Annotated in this window: 14 protein-coding genes and 1 tRNA gene; 6 read left to right on the forward strand and 9 right to left on the reverse strand. The window is 59.4% G+C overall.

Annotated elements, in window-relative coordinates:
• From LAD35_RS14880 to LAD35_RS14905, 6 genes are all read right to left on the reverse strand, one after another.
• Window positions 1–1,914, reverse strand: coding sequence for a SurA N-terminal domain-containing protein (locus LAD35_RS14880; protein ID WP_224149789.1), 1,914 nt, complete (start codon window positions 1,912–1,914; stop codon window positions 1–3).
• 61 nt (window positions 1,915–1,975) lie between these two features.
• A tRNA-Val gene (locus tag LAD35_RS14885) sits at window positions 1,976–2,051 on the reverse strand.
• A 16-nt stretch (window positions 2,052–2,067) separates the two neighbouring features.
• Window positions 2,068–2,340 carry an HU family DNA-binding protein gene (locus tag LAD35_RS14890; RefSeq protein ID WP_021026954.1) on the reverse strand — a complete coding sequence of 91 codons (273 nt, stop codon included), beginning with the start codon at window positions 2,338–2,340 and terminating at the stop codon, window positions 2,068–2,070.
• 306 nt (window positions 2,341–2,646) lie between these two features.
• Window positions 2,647–3,213 (reverse strand): CDP-diacylglycerol--glycerol-3-phosphate 3-phosphatidyltransferase, encoded by a 567-nt coding sequence (pgsA, locus tag LAD35_RS14895; RefSeq protein ID WP_224149790.1) that lies wholly within the window; start codon window positions 3,211–3,213, stop codon window positions 2,647–2,649.
• 82 nt (window positions 3,214–3,295) lie between these two features.
• The gene (gene uvrC / locus LAD35_RS14900) at window positions 3,296–5,278 is read right to left on the reverse strand and encodes an excinuclease ABC subunit UvrC (RefSeq protein ID WP_224149791.1); all 1,983 of its coding nucleotides are present in this window, start codon (window positions 5,276–5,278) and stop codon (window positions 3,296–3,298) included.
• A 117-nt stretch (window positions 5,279–5,395) separates the two neighbouring features.
• A complete protein-coding gene (locus tag LAD35_RS14905; protein ID WP_224149792.1) occupies window positions 5,396–6,625 on the reverse strand; it encodes a CaiB/BaiF CoA transferase family protein in 1,230 nt (409 codons plus the stop codon).
• Between the two features lie 95 nt (window positions 6,626–6,720).
• Between LAD35_RS14905 and earP the strand changes: the two genes are divergently transcribed.
• The 5 genes from earP to LAD35_RS14930 all read left to right on the forward strand — a co-directional run bounded on the left by earP (window position 6,721) and on the right by LAD35_RS14930 (window position 11,971).
• Window positions 6,721–7,803, forward strand: a complete 1,083-nt coding sequence (gene earP, locus LAD35_RS14910) for an elongation factor P maturation arginine rhamnosyltransferase EarP (RefSeq protein ID WP_224149793.1) — start codon at window positions 6,721–6,723, stop codon at window positions 7,801–7,803.
• 164 nt (window positions 7,804–7,967) lie between these two features.
• Complete coding sequence (gene efp, locus LAD35_RS14915) at window positions 7,968–8,522, forward strand: elongation factor P (RefSeq protein WP_184711640.1); 555 nt, start codon at window positions 7,968–7,970, stop codon at window positions 8,520–8,522.
• 315 nt (window positions 8,523–8,837) lie between these two features.
• On the forward strand, window positions 8,838–9,464 hold the full coding sequence (locus tag LAD35_RS14920) for a DUF2239 family protein (RefSeq protein WP_224149794.1): 627 nt from the start codon (window positions 8,838–8,840) through the stop codon (window positions 9,462–9,464).
• Between the two features lie 118 nt (window positions 9,465–9,582).
• The gene (locus LAD35_RS14925; protein WP_377780348.1) at window positions 9,583–11,025 is read left to right on the forward strand and encodes an MATE family efflux transporter; all 1,443 of its coding nucleotides are present in this window, start codon (window positions 9,583–9,585) and stop codon (window positions 11,023–11,025) included.
• A gap of 133 nt (window positions 11,026–11,158) precedes the next feature.
• The gene (locus tag LAD35_RS14930; RefSeq protein ID WP_377780349.1) at window positions 11,159–11,971 is read left to right on the forward strand and encodes a PPK2 family polyphosphate kinase; all 813 of its coding nucleotides are present in this window, start codon (window positions 11,159–11,161) and stop codon (window positions 11,969–11,971) included.
• A 120-nt stretch (window positions 11,972–12,091) separates the two neighbouring features.
• Here the strand turns inward: LAD35_RS14930 and rimO are convergent, their stop codons facing one another.
• Together rimO and phaR are read right to left on the reverse strand one after the other, a co-directional pair.
• Window positions 12,092–13,504, reverse strand: a complete 1,413-nt coding sequence (gene rimO / locus LAD35_RS14935; RefSeq protein ID WP_224149796.1) for a 30S ribosomal protein S12 methylthiotransferase RimO — start codon at window positions 13,502–13,504, stop codon at window positions 12,092–12,094.
• Window positions 13,505–13,715: 211 nt separating this feature from the next.
• Entirely contained in the window at window positions 13,716–14,246 is a 531-nt protein-coding gene (phaR, locus tag LAD35_RS14940; protein WP_224149797.1) for a polyhydroxyalkanoate synthesis repressor PhaR, read from the reverse strand.
• Between the two features lie 461 nt (window positions 14,247–14,707).
• On the opposite strand from phaR, the gene LAD35_RS14945 reads away from it, so the two are divergent.
• On the forward strand, window positions 14,708–16,861 hold the full coding sequence (locus LAD35_RS14945; RefSeq protein ID WP_224149798.1) for a putative bifunctional diguanylate cyclase/phosphodiesterase: 2,154 nt from the start codon (window positions 14,708–14,710) through the stop codon (window positions 16,859–16,861).
• Here LAD35_RS14945 and LAD35_RS14950 read toward each other — a convergent pair.
• Window positions 16,858–17,262, reverse strand: a complete 405-nt coding sequence (locus tag LAD35_RS14950) for a DUF4124 domain-containing protein (protein WP_224149799.1) — start codon at window positions 17,260–17,262, stop codon at window positions 16,858–16,860. The genes LAD35_RS14945 and LAD35_RS14950 overlap by 4 nt on opposite strands.
• Between the last annotated feature and the right edge of the window lie 287 nt (window positions 17,263–17,549).

Raw genomic sequence — 17,549 nt, forward strand, 5'->3', positions numbered from 1 at the left:
TTATGATGCCTTGTTTTCTTGTGGACGCGGCACCTTGATCTGCACCTTGAAACGCTCCTTGAGCAATTCATAGTACGCCATGGTTTCCGCATAGCTCTCCAGACGCTCGAACTCCTGTTTCTGCGCCAGGCGCTTTTCCGCAGTGTCTTCTGCACGGGGCACAGTCTTGTTGATACGCACCACGGCGTAGCCGTCCTTACCCAGGTCCACGCCAGCCCATGCGACCGAGCCATCGAACTTGGCCTGCATCACGGCATTGATGAGGACCGGCGACTGACCTTTGACATCCTGACGCGACACTACGATGGGAGCCGCCAGACTGGCGCCTGCGGCATCGGTCTTCCAGGCCGCCAGCTTCGCCTCACCCTCCTTGCGGGCCAACTCGGCCGCCTGCTGCGCAATGTACAAGTCATGCGCCTTGGCCTTGACTTCTTCAAATGGCAGCACCCGTGCATCCTGGTGCGAGACGATGCGGCCAGATGCCAGCATGCTGGTGCCAACCTCAATGGCCTCGGTATTGCGCTTGTTCTGCAGAGAGTCGTTCGAGAACAGTGCTTCCAAGAATGTAGGGTTGGCCAATGCACCCGTCGCACCGGCTGCAGGCGTACGGGTAATGTGCTCAGCCTTTTCAATCTTCAAACCCAGCTTTTCGGCCACAGGCTTGAGGCTGTCCGATTGCTCGAACACGGTGTTGGAAAAGGTCTCTGCCGCTTCTGCATACTTCTTCTGCACCTGCTGAGCACGCACCTCTTCTTCAAGTTTGCTGTGCAGCTCTTCAAAGGTAGGAACGCGAGGCGTCTTGACTTCACCCATCTTGATGATGTGGAAACCATATTCGGTGCTGATGACATCGCTGATTTCGCCTGTCTTCAAGGCAAATGCGGCATCTTCAAACGGCTTGACCATGTCGCCCTTCTTGAAGGCTGGCAATGCACCGCCGTTGACGGCGGAGCTGGTGTCCTGCGAATTCTTCTTGGCCAGCTCTGCAAACTGCGCAGGGTTGGCCTTTGCCTCAGCCTGCAGTGCCTCGGCACGTTGCTTGGCTTTTTCACGGTCGGCCGCTGGCATCGACTGCGGCGCGTTGATCAGGATGTGGCTGGCCGTGCGCATCTCCTGCCCCATGAAGCGGTTCAGGTTTTCCTTGTAATAGGTGCGCAGATCATCTTCGCTGGGCTTGATCATGCCTTTCACAGCGTCAGCATTCAGCACCACGTATTCGATGCTGGCTTCCTCCTGCTGGCGGAACAGCTCCTGGTTGGCTTTGTAGAAAGCCTCCAGATCCGCGTCGCTCACCTTCACTTGCGATGCAAAGGCCTTGGCATCGAAGCGTGCAATCTGGATTTCACGCTGCTGATAAAGCGCGTCGATGGCGGTCTTGGTCTGCGCATCGGTCACGAACGCGGTGTTCGAAACACCACCCAGAACCTGACGCACAGCCAGATCACGGCGCATGCCCGCTTCAAAGCCCTCGGGGCTCATGCCCTGCGCGCCCACCAAGGCACGATACGCCTCCACGTCCAGGCTGCCATCGGGTTTTTTCAGCGCGGCAATCTGCGGAATCTCCATCAGCGCCCGCCCCAGCGTGGCGTTGTCCACGGTCAGGTGCATCTTCTGAACGGCAGCATCCAACACCCGATCACGCACAACCCGCTCCAATGTGAGATAACGGGCTTCGGGGCCGTCCATCCACTTGGCATCCATGTTGGGATTTTGCTGACGCATGCGATCGGTCTCCATGCGGTGCGCATTGTCCCAATCCATTTGTGTGATCTCTTTGCCGTTGACCTTGGCGACAACGGGGCTCTTTTCGCTGAAATAGTTCTGGTTCACTCCCACCAGAACAAATGACAGAATGATCAGCAAGAACAGCGGATACATCAGCACCTTGGAGTACTTGCGGATGGATTCAAACATCGTCTAACTTTCTGAGCAAGAAAAAAGAAAAGGCGAACTTTCGTTCGCCTTTGTTCGGTGGTGGTGGGTGCTGACGGGGTCGAACCGCCGACCTACGCCTTGTAAGGGCGCCGCTCTACCAACTGAGCTAAGCACCCCACCTGATAACCTGAATTAGTTCAGAGCATCTTTCAATGCTTTACCTGGGCGGAACTTAGGCACCTTGGCAGCCTTGATCTTGATCGCTGCACCAGTGCGGGGATTACGACCCGTACGAGCTGCGCGCTTACCAACAGCAAAAGTACCAAAACCTACCAGAGAGACTGTACCACCTTTTTTCAAGGTTTTCTTCACTGCATCAATGGTGGACTCCAGTGCGCGAGCAGCAGCGGCCTTGGAAATATCAGCATTATTAGCAATGTGCTCAATGAGTTCAGTTTTATTCACAAGCAGCCTCTATAAATCAAGAGAGTTAAGGAAGTGTGTATCTTGAAATTATGGGCAGTAAGGGCAACACCCGTAAAGCCTCACATCGCAAAAACAACACCACTGGGAAAAAGCATTTTGTCTCAACCCCAGTGCCTTGGCAACGAAAGGATTCTAGACGGATTTTTCTGGGTGATTGCGAAAAAAATCACTTTTTTTCAGCCGGCTTGATTGGTTGGAGCCTGTTGGAGCCAAGCCCAGCGCATCTGGCAAGCCATTTGATTCGCCCAGACGCGATGCAGTCTAGCGCAAACCAGCGCACTTGCACTACGAATCAACCCTAGCCTTGATCTCTGGCAAGGCCTTTTGCAGGTAGTAGACCATCGACCACACCGTCAGCACGGCGGCTGCCCAGATGAGCCAGGTACCCCACACGCCTGTATCAACAGGGCCGATCTTGCCGTCATAGAGCAGGAACGGAATGGCCACCATCTGCACCGTGGTCTTGACCTTGCCGATCATATGCACCGCCACGCTCTTGCTTGCACCGATGCGTGCCATCCACTCACGCAGCGCGGAGATGGCAATCTCGCGCCCGATGATGATGAGGGCCACAAACACATCGGCGCGCTGCAGGTAGACCAGGATCAACAGCGAGGCACACACCAAAAACTTGTCGGCCACCGGATCGAGAAATGCCCCGAATGACGAGGTCTGGTTGAGCCGGCGCGCCAGAAAACCATCCAGCCAGTCCGTGAAGGCGAACACCACAAACATGCCGCTGGCCCACAGATTCTTCGTGGCCATGTCCAGGTGCGAGTAGTACACGCCGATGATGAGCGGGATCGCGAGGATGCGCGTCCACGTCATGATGGTGGGGATGGTGAAAAACATGCATGTATTGTGGCATGCAATGGCCCGCCGGCACGACCCTTGTTGTGACACTACGCCTGGCAGGGGCCGGCCGCACCGGCACTCAGTGCAAGGCTTTGTAGATGTCTTCTGCAAGTGCCGCCGAGATGCCTTCCACCGTCATCAGGTCATCCACGCTGGCGTCCTGCACGCCGCGTACACCGCCAAAGCGCTGCAGCAGCCTCGCCCGCTTCTTGGGGCCCACGCCCGGTATTTCTTCAAGGCTGCTGCCGCCCACGCGAACCTTAGCGCGCGCCGCGCGCATGCCGGTGATGGCAAAGCGGTGTGCTTCGTCGCGGATCTGCGCCACCAGCATGAGTGCGGCCGAATCCTTGCCCAGGTAGACCTTGTCTCGGCCGTCGCAGAAGACCAGCTCTTCCAGGCCCACCTTGCGGCCCTCGCCCTTTTCCACGCCCACGATGCGCGACAGATCAAGCCCGAGTTCGGTGAACACTTCGCGCGCCACGCCCACCTGGCCCTTGCCGCCGTCAATCAGCACGATATCGGGCAGCCGTGCGCTGCCCGAGGCCAATTCTGCCCCCCCTGCATCGCGCTGCGCCTCGGCCACCTTGCTGTAGCGGCGCGTGAGTACCTGGCGCATGGCGGCGTAGTCGTCGCCGCCGGTGATGCCGTCGATCTTGTAGCGCCGGTATTCGCTGCTCTGCATCTTGTGGTGGTGAAACACCACGCATGAGGCCTGGGTGTTCTCGCCTGCAGTGTGAGAAATGTCGAAACACTCGATGGTCAACTGGTCGACGTCATCCTGCGGCAGATCCAGCGCATCGACCAGCGCGCGCGTGCGCGCCTGCTGCGAGCCCTCTTCGGCCAGCAGGCGTGCCAGCTGCAGCTGCGCGTTCTTTTCGGCCATCTCCAGCCACACGCGGCGCTCTTCGCGTGGCTGTGAGACCGCAGCTACGCGCTGCCCCACCTGCTCTGACAGCGCCCGCAACAGCGCCGCATCGACCGGATCGCTCACCACGAGCACTGGCGGAGGCGCCACCTGCAGGTAATGCTGCGCCACAAAGGCTTCCAGCACACGGGATTCCACTTGTTTTACCGCCTGGCTACGCCCATCAGGCATGCGCTGATTGCTATCATTTTCTTCCAAATCAGCCTGCGCGATGGCGGTGCTGTCCTCGACATGCACCGGAAAATAGGCACGGTCGCCCAGATGCCGCCCGCCGCGCACCATGGCGAGGTTGACGCAGGCCTTACCGCCCTGCACCTTGACGGCCAGAATGTCCACATCCCGGTCATCGGTGGTCTCCACGCTCTGCTGGTGCAGCACGCTGGCCAACGCCTTGATCTGGTTGCGGATTTCCGCTGCCTGCTCAAACTCCAGCTTGTCCGAGTGCGCCATCATGCGCGCCTCCAGTGTCTTGAGCAGCACATCCGTTTCGCCGCGCAGCATGGCCTCGGCATGGGCCACGTCGGCGGCATAGTCCTCTGGCCCGATGTGCTCCACACAGGGTGCACTGCAGCGCTTGATCTGGTAGAGCAGGCATGGCCGCGTGCGGTTGGTAAACACGCTGTCTTCGCAGGTGCGCAGGCGAAAGACTTTCTGCAGCAGCAGGATCGTCTCCTTAACCGCCCAGGCATTGGGATACGGGCCAAAGTAGCGATGCTTCTTGTCCGTAGAGCCGCGGTAGTAGGCAATGCGCGGATAGGCCTGGCTGGGTGGCGTCTTGAGGTTGCCATCATGGATGGCAATGCCGGTGATCTTCAGATAGGGATAGCTTTTGTCGTCCCGAAAGAGAATGTTGTACTTGGGATTGAGCGTCTTGATCAGGTTGTTTTCCAGCAGCAGCGCCTCGGCTTCCGAGCGCACCACCGTGGTTTCCATCCGCACGATCTTGCTGACCATGTGGCCGATTCGCGTGCCCCCATGATCCTTCTGAAAATAACTGGATACCCGGCGCTTGAGATTGATGGCCTTGCCCACATACAGCAGGGCATCGCTGGCATCAAAGTAGCGGTACACGCCGGGCAAGGCGGGCAGCGCGGCCACTTGGGCCAGAAGTTCGGAAGAGTGCACAGGACTGGACATGGCACTATTGTGCTATGCCGTGGCGCGCCCTGCGGTCAGCCGAAAAACTATGATTTTGATAGCTATGAGCGCTTAACAATAAAGTGCCAGCCATCAATTTCTCATAAAAACCGCGATCTACTGGACAATGCCACGCTCGCGCAGTGCTGCGATCTGCTGCGCATCCAGTCCCATGGATTGCAACACGGCATCCGTATCGTCACCCAGGTGCGGTGCGCTGCTGCGTACCGTGCCCGGTGTGCCGCTGAGTTTGGGCACAATGCCCGGCACTTCGAGCGTGTGCCCATCGCGGGTCTGCTGCTGCAGGATCATCTGGCGCGCGCGGTAGTGGGGGTCTTCCGCAATGTCCTTGGCGGTATAGACCTTGCCTGCGGGTACGCGGGCAGAAGCCAGCGCGTCCATCACCTGGGCAATATCGCGCCCGGCCGTCCAGGCGCCAATGGCAGCATCGATTTCCTGCACCCGCGCCACGCGCCCTGCGTTGCCTGCAAGATCTGGCGCGTTGCCCAGGTCGGGACGGCCTATGGTGTCCATCAGGCGCTTGAATATGCTGTCGCCATTGCCCGCCACCAGTACCCAGCCGTCCTGGCAGGGATAGGCGTTGGAAGGCGCGATGCCCGGCAGCGCACTGCCTGCGGCTTCGCGCACCGTGCCAAAGGCACTGTATTCAGGGATCAGGCTTTCCATCACATTAAAGACCGCTTCATGCAGGGCCACATCGATCACCTGGCCGGCTCCGCCGTTCACCTTGCGGTGGTAGAGCGCCATCATCACGCCGATCACGCCGTGCAGCGCCGCCAGCGTGTCGCCAATCGACACCCCCACCCGCACCGGCACGCGGCCGGGCTCGGCCGTCAGATGGCGCAAGCCCCCCATGGCTTCGCCAATCACGCCAAAGCCGGGTAGATCGCGATACGGGCCGCTTTGGCCATAGCCCGAGATGCGCAGCATCACCAGCTCCGGGTTGATTGCATGCAATTCTTCGGGCGACATGCCCCAGGCCTCCAACGTACCGGGACGAAAGTTCTCCACCAGCACATCGGCTTCGGCAATCAGGCGGCGGGCAATATCCTGCGCCTCTTTCTGCCGCAGATCGAGCGCCACCGACTTCTTGTTGCGCGACTGCACCTGCCACCAGACGGAGGTGCCGTCCTGCAGCAGCCGCCAGTTGCGCAGCGGGTCGCCTGTGCCCGTAGCTTCGATCTTGATCACCTCGGCACCAAATTCGCCCAGTGTCTTGCCGCAGAACGGCCCAGCAATCAGTTGCCCCATCTCCACCACCTTGACGCCCTGTAGCGCCGCAGGGCTTGCATCCTGTTGAGGAAGGTTTGCAATGTTCGTATCCATCGGCGTGTCTCCGTCATTCATGGCTGACCGACATTGTCACCCAGTACCGCAGCAATGCCGGTGACTGCGGAGACTGCACTATCATCGCCCTCCTGATGCATGAAGCCCGTCCTGCCCACCGCCCCGTCTGGGATATCTTTTGCCAGGTGATTGACAACTTTGGCGACATCGGCGTGTGCTGGCGGCTGGCGGCCGATCTGGCGCAGCGCGGCTGCCAGGTGCGCCTGTGGGTGGACGATGCCAGCGCCCTGGCCTGGATGGCGCCACAAGGCGCACCTCACGTACAGGTATGGCCGTGGCCCGAAGCTGCCCCGCCCGATGGCCCGGGCGATGTGGTGATCGAAGCTTTCGGCTGTGAAATCCCACCATCTTTTCAGCAGGCCATCGCAGGGAAGGCGCAAGACAATCCTCGCAGCCCGGTCTGGATCAACCTGGAATACCTTTCTGCGCAAGACTATGTGGAACGCTGCCACCGCCTGCCCTCGCGCCTGATGAGCGGACCTGCAGCGGGGCTCACGCGCTGGTTCTTCTACCCCGGATTCACCGACCGCACCGGTGGCCTGTTGCGTGAAGCCGCTCTGGCAGAGCGCCAGGCCGCATTTGACCGCCCTGCCTGGCGTGCTCGCCACGGCTTGCAGGATAGTGACCTGGTTTTTTCGTTGTTCTGCTATGAACCAGCTGCCTTTGCACAGGTATTTGCAGCCAGCGGGCCCGGTGTGCAATGGCTCGTGACGCCCGGGCGTGCAACAGCGCTCGTGCAATCGACGCCGCAGGCGGCAGGCGCCGCCCATGTGCATTACCTGCCAACAGGCACCCAATTGCAGTTTGACGACATGCTGTGGGCCTGCGACCTCAATTTTGTCCGCGGCGAAGATTCCCTGGTGCGCGCCATCTGGGCAGGCAAGCCATTCATCTGGCAAATCTATCCGCAGGATGACAATGCGCACCACGCCAAGCTGGCGGCTTTTCTGGACTGGCTGGAGGCGCCAGCCAGCCTGCGTGAGGCCCACGCGTTGTGGAATGGCACCGCTCCCGCAGATGCGCCATTGCCCTGGCCCACACCGAGCCCGGCCCTGCTTGCCCTATGGGCAACCTGCGTGCAGGCTGCACGCCACAGGCTGCAGGCCCAGCCCAGCCTCACAGAACAGCTCATGGCGTTTGTGGGCGAAAAAGGTTAGAATCGGAGTCTTTGCGCTTTTCCGCTTTTGGATCGCCAATCGGCCCAACGGATGCGCTCAACGCCGCGGAACATGCTACGGCGCAGCACAGGCAGTGCTCTCGTCCACTGCATCATTTGCCGCCCGTAGCCGTTTGAGCGGCCCCAACACAGGCAAATACTGCTATGAAAATCGCTCAAGAAATCCGTGCCGGCAACGTGATCATGTTCGGCAAAGACCCGATGATCGTTCTGAAGACCGAATACGCTCGCGGCGGCCGTGGTGCTGCAACCGTGCGCATGAAGCTCAAGAGCCTGATCGGCAACTTCGGCACGGAAAACGTGTTCAAGGCCGACGACAAGATCGACAACGTGATCCTGGACAAGAAGGATTGCACCTACTCGTACTTCGCTGACCCGATGTATGTGTGGATGGACCCCGAGTTCAACCAGTACGAAGTGGAAGCCGAAAACATGGCTGACGCACTGAACTACCTGGAAGACGGCATGGAAGCCGAAGTCGTGTTCTACGACGGCAAGGCCATCTCGGTGGAACTGCCCACCACCATCGTGCGCGAAATCACCTGGACCGAGCCCGCCGTCAAGGGCGACACCTCTGGCAAGGTCCTCAAGCCCGCCAAGATCGCAACCGGTTTTGAAGTGGCCGTGCCACTGTTCGTGAGCCAGGAAGACAAGATCGAAATCGACACCCGCACCGGCGAATACCGCAAGCGCGTGTAATGCAGCGTCGGCCTCTCGGGCCGGCTTTGCAGATCGACTTCACACAAAGCCTCCAGCCAGCTGGAGGCTTTTTTGCGTCTGGGGTGCCCCTCGCCAACAGGGCAACAAATCCAGCACCATGCACCGCAAAGCGCAGGGCTACCGTGCAGATACCCCTACCCATACCTTGAGGAAGTGCCTACTTCCTCTGAAAGCGCAGCCTTCCACCGGATTACCCAGAAAATCCCAGAAACATATTTTTACCCACTAAAAATACAAATTTATTTTTGCCCAGGTAGAATTCGACGCCATATTGATAGAAATTCTGGACTCATCATGGACCATGACCAAGCCGAAGCCCGGCTGACCATTTTTCAAGGCATGCAACGGGTACTGCAAGCAGACCGGCTGAGCGTGCTGCGTTATCTGCAGAACCACGACGAACTGCACCCGCAAGGCAGTACGCCTGCGCCGTGGGTGTTCGACGATGCCACGGGTTTGCGCCTGGATCTGAATTGGCGTGCCGAACTGGCTGAACATGCGGCAGCCGCATCGCCTGGCCCTGCAGCCAATTCCCCCTCCTCAACCGGCGTCGACAGCCGCAACGCTACCCGCTCGCGCGCGGTGGGCCGCCCCAAGCTGGGTGTGGTGTCACGGGAAGTCACCCTGCTACCACGCCACTGGGAATGGCTGGGTCGCCAGCCCGGCGGCGCATCGGCTGCGTTGCGCCGCCTGATCGAAGACGCCCGCAACGCCCATGCTGCGCAGGACGCCCGGCGTGCAGCAACCGAAGCCACTTATCGCTTCATGCAGGAAATGGCCGGAGATCAGCCGGGCTTTGAGGAAGCCTGCCGCGCATTGTTCGCCAGTAAGGAATCGGCTTTCCAGCTGCAGACCCAGGGCTGGCCAGACGATATACAGGCCTACCTCCACCAGCTCAGCCGCCCTGTCTGGGCAGGCTGATCTGCCATCTACCGAGCCATCGACCAATCTTGCCTGCGCACATGACCATGCGCCGAACATTCGCGTGTTCGCGTGCTCGGCTCAATTTTTTACATTTAGCAAAAAATCACAACAACAGATGCAAGCCTCCGCCTCTCCCGCGCCCAACGCTGCACAGGCAACGCAGCCACCCGGCCCTCCCCCGCGCGCGCCATTGACGCAGCCCTCTGGGAATGCACCACAACGCCCTCTGTGGAAGGTGTTCATGGTCTTTCTGGGGCCCATGATCCTGTCCAACATCCTGCAGTCGCTCTCGGGCACGCTCAACAGCATGTTTCTGGGCCAGATGATGGGGTTCAAGGCGCTGGCGGCCGTCGCAGCCTTCTTTCCAGTGATGTTCGTGTTCATCGCCTTTGTCATTGGCCTGGGCGCCGGTGCCTCGGTGCTGATTGGGCAGGCCTGGGGAGCGCGCCAGTTGGACAAGGTGCGCGCCATTGCCGGCACCACCTTGCTCGTGGGCCTGATCTTTGGCGCCGTGGTGGCCGTGTTTGGCGGACTGTTCACGCGCCCCATCATGCAGTTGCTGGGTACGCCGGCGGACATTCTGGAGCAAGCAACCATTTACTCCCGCATCGTGCTGCTGGGCATGCCGGGGTTGTTTGTGTTCCTGCTGGCCACATCGCTGCTGCGCGGCGTGGGCGACACACTCACACCGATGTGGTCGCTGATTTTGTCCACGGCCATTGGCCTCATCAGCACACCCGCACTGATTGCAGGCTGGTGGGGCCTGCCCCAATTGGGGGTGGCCAGTGCAGGGGTGTCGATGATTCTGGGTTTCAGCATCGCCCTGGTCTGGCTAGGGGTACACCTGCGCCATCAGGGCAGCGTGCTCGCACCGGGTCGTGCGCTTCTCAAGGCCATGCGCATTGATGCCGTGCTGCTCAAGGGCGTGCTGCGCGTAGGCATTCCCACAGGCGTGCTGATGATTGCCACATCGCTCGCGGGCCTGGTGGTGATGTCGCTGATCAATGGCTTTGGCTCCAGCGCCACGGCCGCGTATGGCGCGGTCAACCAGATCAACTCCTTTGCCCAGTTTCCCCTGATCTCGATCGCAATCACCGCTTCCATCCTGGGTGCGCAGGCTATTGGCGCAGGCCATAGTGAGCGCCTGCCTGCCATTGCGCGCACGGCCCTCACCATCAATCTGGCGCTGGGTGGCGCGACGGCGCTCGCCGGTTCGTTGTTTGCCAGGCCTTTGCTGCGCATCTTCATTACCGACGAGCAGGTACTGCATGTGGCGGTCGAGCTGCTGTACATCGTGCTCTGGAGTGGCCTGCTGTTTGGCGCCTTTGCATCGCTGTCCGCGCTGATGCGGGCCAGCGGCGATGTGGTGGTGCCTACCGCCATCACCATTGCCGTGCTGACGGTGCTGGAGCTGCCGCTCGCCTGGCTGCTGAGCCAGCGCTTCGGCCTGATCGGCATCTGGATGGCGTTTCCGCTCTCCTACAGCATCACCCTGGGACTGCAGACCTGGTACTACAAGGCCGTCTGGAAGAAGCGACCGATCCGCAAAATGGTATGAGCACCGCCCACTGGGCGGCGTGGATTCGGTAAAGCTTTGTCAGCCATTGCGGCAACTGCGCGGCCGCATGGTGACAGCCTGTTCAAAAACTGAAATCATGGCCAACCTGCACTTGTGGCACCAACACCTCTCTATGCCCGATACCAAGAAATACCGCGTTCCCATCAAAGGCAAGGTCAAACTGGCCGACTACGATCCTGCGGCAACCCCATTTGCGCACGACAGCATCAAAGCCCAGGAGAAGGACCTCAAAGCACTGAACCAGCAGCTGGCCCGGCTGACGCGACCGCTGCAGGCAGAATGCAAGCGCTCCATCCTGCTGGTATTGCAGGGTATGGACGCGTCGGGCAAGGACGGCACGGTACGCGGCGTATTCAAATACACCAGCCCGCTGGGCGTGCGGCTGGTCACCTTCAAGGCGCCCTCCAAGGAAGAGTTGGCCCACGACTACCTGTGGCGCTGCCACGCCATGGTGCCCGCCAAAGGCGAAATCGGAGTGTGGAACCGCAGCCACTACGAAGACGTGCTGGTGCCCGTCGTCAACCAGTGGATCGACAAGGACACCACCCGGCAGCGCTATGCACAGATCAACGACTTTGAACGCCTGCTGACCGAGAACGGCACCACCGTTCTCAAGTGCATGCTGCACATCAGCAAGGACGAGCAGCGCAAGCGCCTGCAGGAGCGCATCGATACCCCTGAAAAGCGCTGGAAGTTCAGCCTGGGCGATCTGGACGTGCGCAAGCAGTGGGACGACTACCAGCAGGCCTACGAAGACCTGCTGGAGGCAACCTCGACCGCGCATGCGCCCTGGTACATCATTCCAGCCGACGACAAGCTGCACCGCAACCTGATGGTGAGCACCCTGCTCAACCACACGCTGCTGGACATGCAGCCCCAATACCCGGTGGATTATCCCGAACTCGCTGGCCTGCGGGTGGTCTGAGCCACTCCCTCGCGGCACGCTCAAACAGCATTTTTCAAATAAAAAAGCTGCTGGCGCACATTAGGTGCGCGCCAGCAGCTATTATTTTTATAGTACTAAGCGCCAGTCAGGACCAGACCGTTAGACGGGGATGCCCACCAGATCGTGCCCCTGGCTGCGCAGGATGCGCACCTTGATCAGCTCGCCCACCTTATAGGTCTTGCTTGCCTTCTCTGGCGGCATCAGGTGAACCACGCCATCGATTTCAGGTGCATCGGCATAGGTGCGGGCCACGCCACCCTTCTTGCCCAGACCGATAGATTTGTCCACCAGCACCTGCATGGTCTGGCCCACGCGGCGCTCCAGACGTTTGGCAGACACCTCTTCGGCTACTTCCATGAAACGGGCGCGGCGCGCCTCGCGCACCTCCTGCGGCAGCATGCCGGGCAGGTCGTTGGCGGTCGCACCGTCCACCGGGCTGTAGGCAAAACAGCCAGCGCGGTCGATCTCGGCCTCGCGGATGAAATCCAGCAAGTGCTCGAACTCTTCTTCGGTCTCGCCCGGAAAGCCTGCAATGAAAGTGGAGCGGATCACCAGTTCAGGGCAGATCTTGCGCCACTCCATGATGCGTTCGAGGTTCTTTTCACCGCTGGCGGGGCGCTTCATGCGCCGCAATACATCAGGGTGGCTGTGCTGCAGGGGCACATCCAGGTAAGGCAGTACCAGACCCTGCGCCATCAGCGGCAGAATGGCGTCGACGGTCGGATAAGGATAGACATAGTGCAGGCGCACCCAGGCGCCATAGGGCTTGGCCAGCTCACCGAGCGTCTGCACCAGCTCCAGCATGCGGGTCTTGACGGGTTTTCCATCCCAGAAGCCCGTGCGGTATTTCACATCCACGCCATAGGCAGAGGTGTCCTGGCTGATCACCAGCAACTCCTTCACACCGCCTTCAAACAGCGCCTTGGCTTCCTTGAGCACGTCGCCGATCGGGCGGCTGACCAGGTCGCCCCGCATCGACGGGATGATGCAGAAAGTACAGCGGTGGTTGCAACCCTCGCTGATCTTCAGATATGCGTAGTGCTTGGGCGTGAGTTTGATGCCGGCTTCGCCAAAGCTGCCAGGCACCAGATCGATGAAAGGGTCATGGGGCTTGGGCAGATTCGTGTGCACCGCATCCATCACCTCCTGCGTGGCGTGAGGCCCGGTCACCGCCAGCACGCTGGGGTGCATTTGCTTGACCATGTTGCCGCCGTTCTCGCCCGTCTTCGCGCCGAGGCAGCCGGTCACAATCACCTTGCCATTCTCGGCCAGCGCCTCGCCAATCGTGTCCAGGCTCTCCTTGACAGCGTCGTCGATGAAACCGCAGGTGTTCACGATCACCAGATCTGCGCCCTCGAAGGTCTTGGAAGTCTGGTAGCCCTCTGCGCTCAATTGCGTCAGGATCAATTCACTGTCGGTCAGTGCCTTGGGGCAGCCCAACGACACGAAGCCCACTTTGGGGACCTTGGCTGTGCCGGGGACGGAGTTCGCGGGGGTGATGGTTTCGGTCATAGGGCGGGTATTTTCGCAGTTTTGCGTGAAACTCCGCAGCGCTAGGGTTTGTGCGCAGCAGCATGTCTGTCACACGGCCCCGCTCCAAAGCCATAAAAATACCCGCCAGCGCATACCACGCAAGCGGGATCAGCTATCAATTTTGATAGGGTGTGGGGGGGGGGGGGCCAACGGCACCCGCGCCAAAAGCCACTTCCGGTCAGGGAACCACTCAGGGCCGCTTGACGCCAAAGGCTGCCAGCATCTGCTCGGTCTGCTTTTGCATCTGCTCCTGCATCTGCTGAAAGAACTGCTGCGACTGCGCCTGATAGGTGCCTGCTGCAGCCGACATGTCCTGCATTCCCATGAGGTTGCGCCATGCATCAGGCGCAGCGCCCTTCATCTGCTCGGCAAAGCGCGACTGCATCTCGGTGAACATCTGCACGTTGCGCTCCAGGTACGAGCCCATGAAGCCCTGCATGGCATGGCCATAGAAACGGATGATGTTGGCCAGCATGGCTTCGGTGAACATGGGGGCGCCGCCCGCCTCCTCTTCCAGAATGATCTGCAGCAGGATGCTGCGTGTCAGGTCTTCGCCAGTTTTGGCATCCTTGACGATGATTGGCTCATTCTGCATCACCAGCCCCTTGACTTCGGCAAGCGTGATATAGGCAGAGGTCTGGGTATCGTACAGACGGCGGTTGGGATACTTCTTGATGACGCGCTCGGAAGCGGCTGCATTTCCTGGATTGTTTTCCGACACGCGGATCTCCTGTCTGTTTCTGGCTTGAACAAGGTACTGACGCCCATCGCATCAATATGATCGGCACCAAGGTGCCATGCCTAGGATTGTAGTGAGGCGCGTCCTTTATTGCGCCGCAGCACTTACCCTGATAGAACGGTCGACAGACATCGTCTTGGGCAGCCGATGTACATTGCTGCAACCGATCAATCCCATGGCATTTTGGTTTACTTATTAATTTTATCTATTTATTTATAGATAAAAACAATTGCAAAGATTGTAAATATAGTTCATCGGATGCATGGTACCGATAACAACTTCGCTATGGGTACGCGGAAGGAATGTAAGCAAAAGCCTTCCCTATTCACAAACAGCAGCAATCTGTCGCTTTTTTCTACGGTAATAGGAAAAAGGAATGGTTATACTCTTTTTAACAAAATCAAAGGCGTAACCTTGGGTTCGCCGCTCACCGACCTTTCTCCGTGACAACCCCTCTGCACTACCGGCACCGCCCACAGCGCTCCACCGCTGCTGCCACGGCCTGCCCCACAGGTAATGCAACAACTGCCCCCACACCCATCCAGTTGCAGGCCATGGCAGATTGCATGCCTCAGTTGACCTGGATGCAAGGCAGCGCCCATCAGGCGCCTCACTGGAATCCTGCCTGGCAACAATGGGGTGGTCTGCACGATGCAAATGCGGATTCGGCAATCGACTGGACGGCCCAGGTTCATCCTCTGGAGCGCGGTACGGTGCAGCAGCAATGGCTGAGCCAGACCCAGTCAGGCACCGACACCCCCGGTCATTTGGAATGCGATGCACGCCTACACCATCACTCGGGCACGTATCGCTGGTGCCGCGTCCAAGCCTATCCCGTTGCACTGGAAGGCGGCGAGTCCACATGGCTGGTCAATGCTGTCGACATCCATGACCAGGTCGAGCGCTCCCATCTACTGCAGCAAGAGGTACTGGCCCAATCCCAGATGCTGGATGTCAGCATGGATTGCATCAAGGTCATCCGCCCCGATGGTTCGTTGGCGCACATGAACAGATTCGGCTGCGATGCACTCGGGATTGCACCGGAATCAGGCTTCGGCATGCAATGGCTTGAATTACTGCCACCAGAAGTTCGCCCACGCGGCAAACGCGCCTTGCAGCAAGCGACGGCCGGCAAGAACGCTCGTTTTGAAGGTACCAGCCTGATCGCTGGACAAAAACCCCAGTATTGGGACAACGTGTTGACCCCTATCAAGGCAACCGATGGCAGCACCACAGCCATTCTGTGCGTATCACGCGATGTGACCGTGCAGCGAGAAACCGCTTTGCACATGCGTGAAGCCAATGAACAGGACGACCTGACCGGCTTGCCCAATCGCCGCGTCTTCAAGGCCAAGGTTCAGCAGATCATCAAGCATGCCCGCGAACATGACCTGCAGTTTGGCGTCATGCTGCTGGATCTGGACCATTTCAAGTACATCAACGACACGCTCGGCCATGTCGCAGGCGATCACCTGCTGCGCGTACTCTCCCGCAGGTTGGCTGCGCTGCTTTCCCCCGACTCGGTGCTTGCTCGCCTGGGCGGCGACGAATTCGCGATTGCAGTCCGTCATATTGCGGACGAGAACGACCTGCTGAATCTGGCAGAAATCGTTCGCCAGCAAATCAACACCCCCATCACCTACGCCGGTAAGCCCATCAATGGCGGCATGAGCATTGGCTGCGCCCTGTATCCCCGCGATGCAAGCGATACATCGGGGCTGCTCAAATGCGCCGACACCGCCTTGAACGACATGAAAGCGATTGGTCGCGGTGGTGTGCGCCTGTTCAGCAAGGAGATGCACGAGGCCGCAATGCGCGCGGCTTCACAGGTTCACCAAGCCCGGGAAATCGTGCGCAATCAGCTTATCAAGCCCTACTACCAGCCCAAAGTCAATATCGACACAGGCGAAGTCGTCGGGTTCGAAGCCCTGCTGCGCTGGCAACCGCCTCAAGGCGATGTGCAACTGCCTCACACGGTCGCAGAGGCATTCAAGGACTACGAACTGGCCACCAGGATCAGCGACGCCATGCAGACGCGGGTGTTTGCCGACATGACCCAGTGGCTGGCGCATGGCATGGCGGTACCGCCCATTTCCATCAATGCGGCACCGGTCGAGTTCCTGCGCGACGATTTCGCCGAGCGCATGCTCGAACGCCTGCGCCAACACCACGTCCCAACCCACCTGGTGGAGTTGGAGATCACGGAATACATTCTTGGTGACCGCGGCTCGGAACTCGTCGCCCGCGCCTTGACCTTGCTCAAGAAGGCAGGTGTACGCATTGCGCTGGATGATTTTGGTACCGGCCACTCATCCTTTACCGACCTGCGCGACTACCCCGTCGACTGCCTGAAGATCGACAAGAGCTTTGTGCAGCGCATGACCCATGAACGCGCCATTCTCGCCATTGTCAAGGCCATGTGCCAACTGGGCACCGATCTGTCACTCGATATCGTGGCCGAGGGCATAGAAACCCAGGAACAGCGCATGGCGCTCATAAGCGCTGGATGCCACATCGGCCAGGGCTACCTGTTTGGACGAGCATTGCCAGCAGCAACCGTGGTGGAAATGCTTACATCCCCCACCAGGCCTGCTTAACCGCAGCGCTGCTTGAGCGCTTCAAAATCCTGCCGCTTCTGGTTTCGAATGGGCAGCGGCAACGCAACGGAATCCGCCTCCACCTGCAACCTCTGCATCTCTTGCGCATTTGGGCAATTGCTCGGGCGCTCTGCAGCCGCCGGCTGCGCTGCCGGAGCAGATACCCCTGCCGACTGGGGAGACGGGCGTTGCGCAAGCGGCTTGCTGCCCTCCGAAGGATTGACGCCCTTGCTTGAAGGCGTCACCACCAGCTCCTCCGCCTTTTGCCCCGCCGCACACGGCTCATCCTGAAAACTGGTGCGCCCATTGGCATCCACACATTTGTTGATGGCCCAGGCATTGCCGGATACACCGCCCATCGAGACCATAGATATCAGCACAGCCATTGCGAGTTTTGACACGGGCTTTCCTTTGCATCATCAGCTATGCAGGGAATTATGCGCGAGCAGCCTGTGGCCCGCTACATGACCTCTCGTCTGCAACACCGCCGTTTATTCAGCCAAGCGCGGCTACGTATTGATGAAAATCACCTCCCCAATAAACAAGGGAAAAGTCACTTACATGCCACGCAACACTTTGCTAAACACTGTCAATGCAAGTGCGGCCAAGGAGTTATGGAGCTGTTTAAGAACAGAATGCAAGCGCCAATCAAACTGTAAACGCTCACTAACAAATTTATGAATAAACA

Source organism: Comamonas odontotermitis, from assembly GCF_020080045.1.
In the GTDB taxonomy this organism is placed as follows: Bacteria; Pseudomonadota; Gammaproteobacteria; order Burkholderiales; family Burkholderiaceae_C; genus Comamonas; species Comamonas odontotermitis.

Excerpts from the sequence above, each read along its gene's own strand:
- LAD35_RS14880 (WP_224149789.1), bottom strand. The coding sequence starts at position 1,914 with ATGTTTGAATCCATCCGCAAGTACTCCAAGGTGCTGATGTATCCGCTG.
- pgsA (WP_224149790.1), bottom strand. The coding sequence starts at position 3,213 with ATGTTTTTCACCATCCCCACCATCATGACGTGGACGCGCATCCTCGCG.
- uvrC (WP_224149791.1), bottom strand. The coding sequence starts at position 5,278 with ATGTCCAGTCCTGTGCACTCTTCCGAACTTCTGGCCCAAGTGGCCGCG.
- LAD35_RS14905 (WP_224149792.1), bottom strand. The coding sequence starts at position 6,625 with ATGGATACGAACATTGCAAACCTTCCTCAACAGGATGCAAGCCCTGCG.
- earP (WP_224149793.1), top strand. The coding sequence starts at position 6,721 with ATGCATGAAGCCCGTCCTGCCCACCGCCCCGTCTGGGATATCTTTTGC.
- efp (WP_184711640.1), top strand. The coding sequence starts at position 7,968 with ATGAAAATCGCTCAAGAAATCCGTGCCGGCAACGTGATCATGTTCGGC.
- LAD35_RS14920 (WP_224149794.1), top strand. The coding sequence starts at position 8,838 with ATGGACCATGACCAAGCCGAAGCCCGGCTGACCATTTTTCAAGGCATG.
- LAD35_RS14925 (WP_377780348.1), top strand. The coding sequence starts at position 9,583 with ATGCAAGCCTCCGCCTCTCCCGCGCCCAACGCTGCACAGGCAACGCAG.
- LAD35_RS14930 (WP_377780349.1), top strand. The coding sequence starts at position 11,159 with ATGCCCGATACCAAGAAATACCGCGTTCCCATCAAAGGCAAGGTCAAA.
- rimO (WP_224149796.1), bottom strand. The coding sequence starts at position 13,504 with ATGACCGAAACCATCACCCCCGCGAACTCCGTCCCCGGCACAGCCAAG.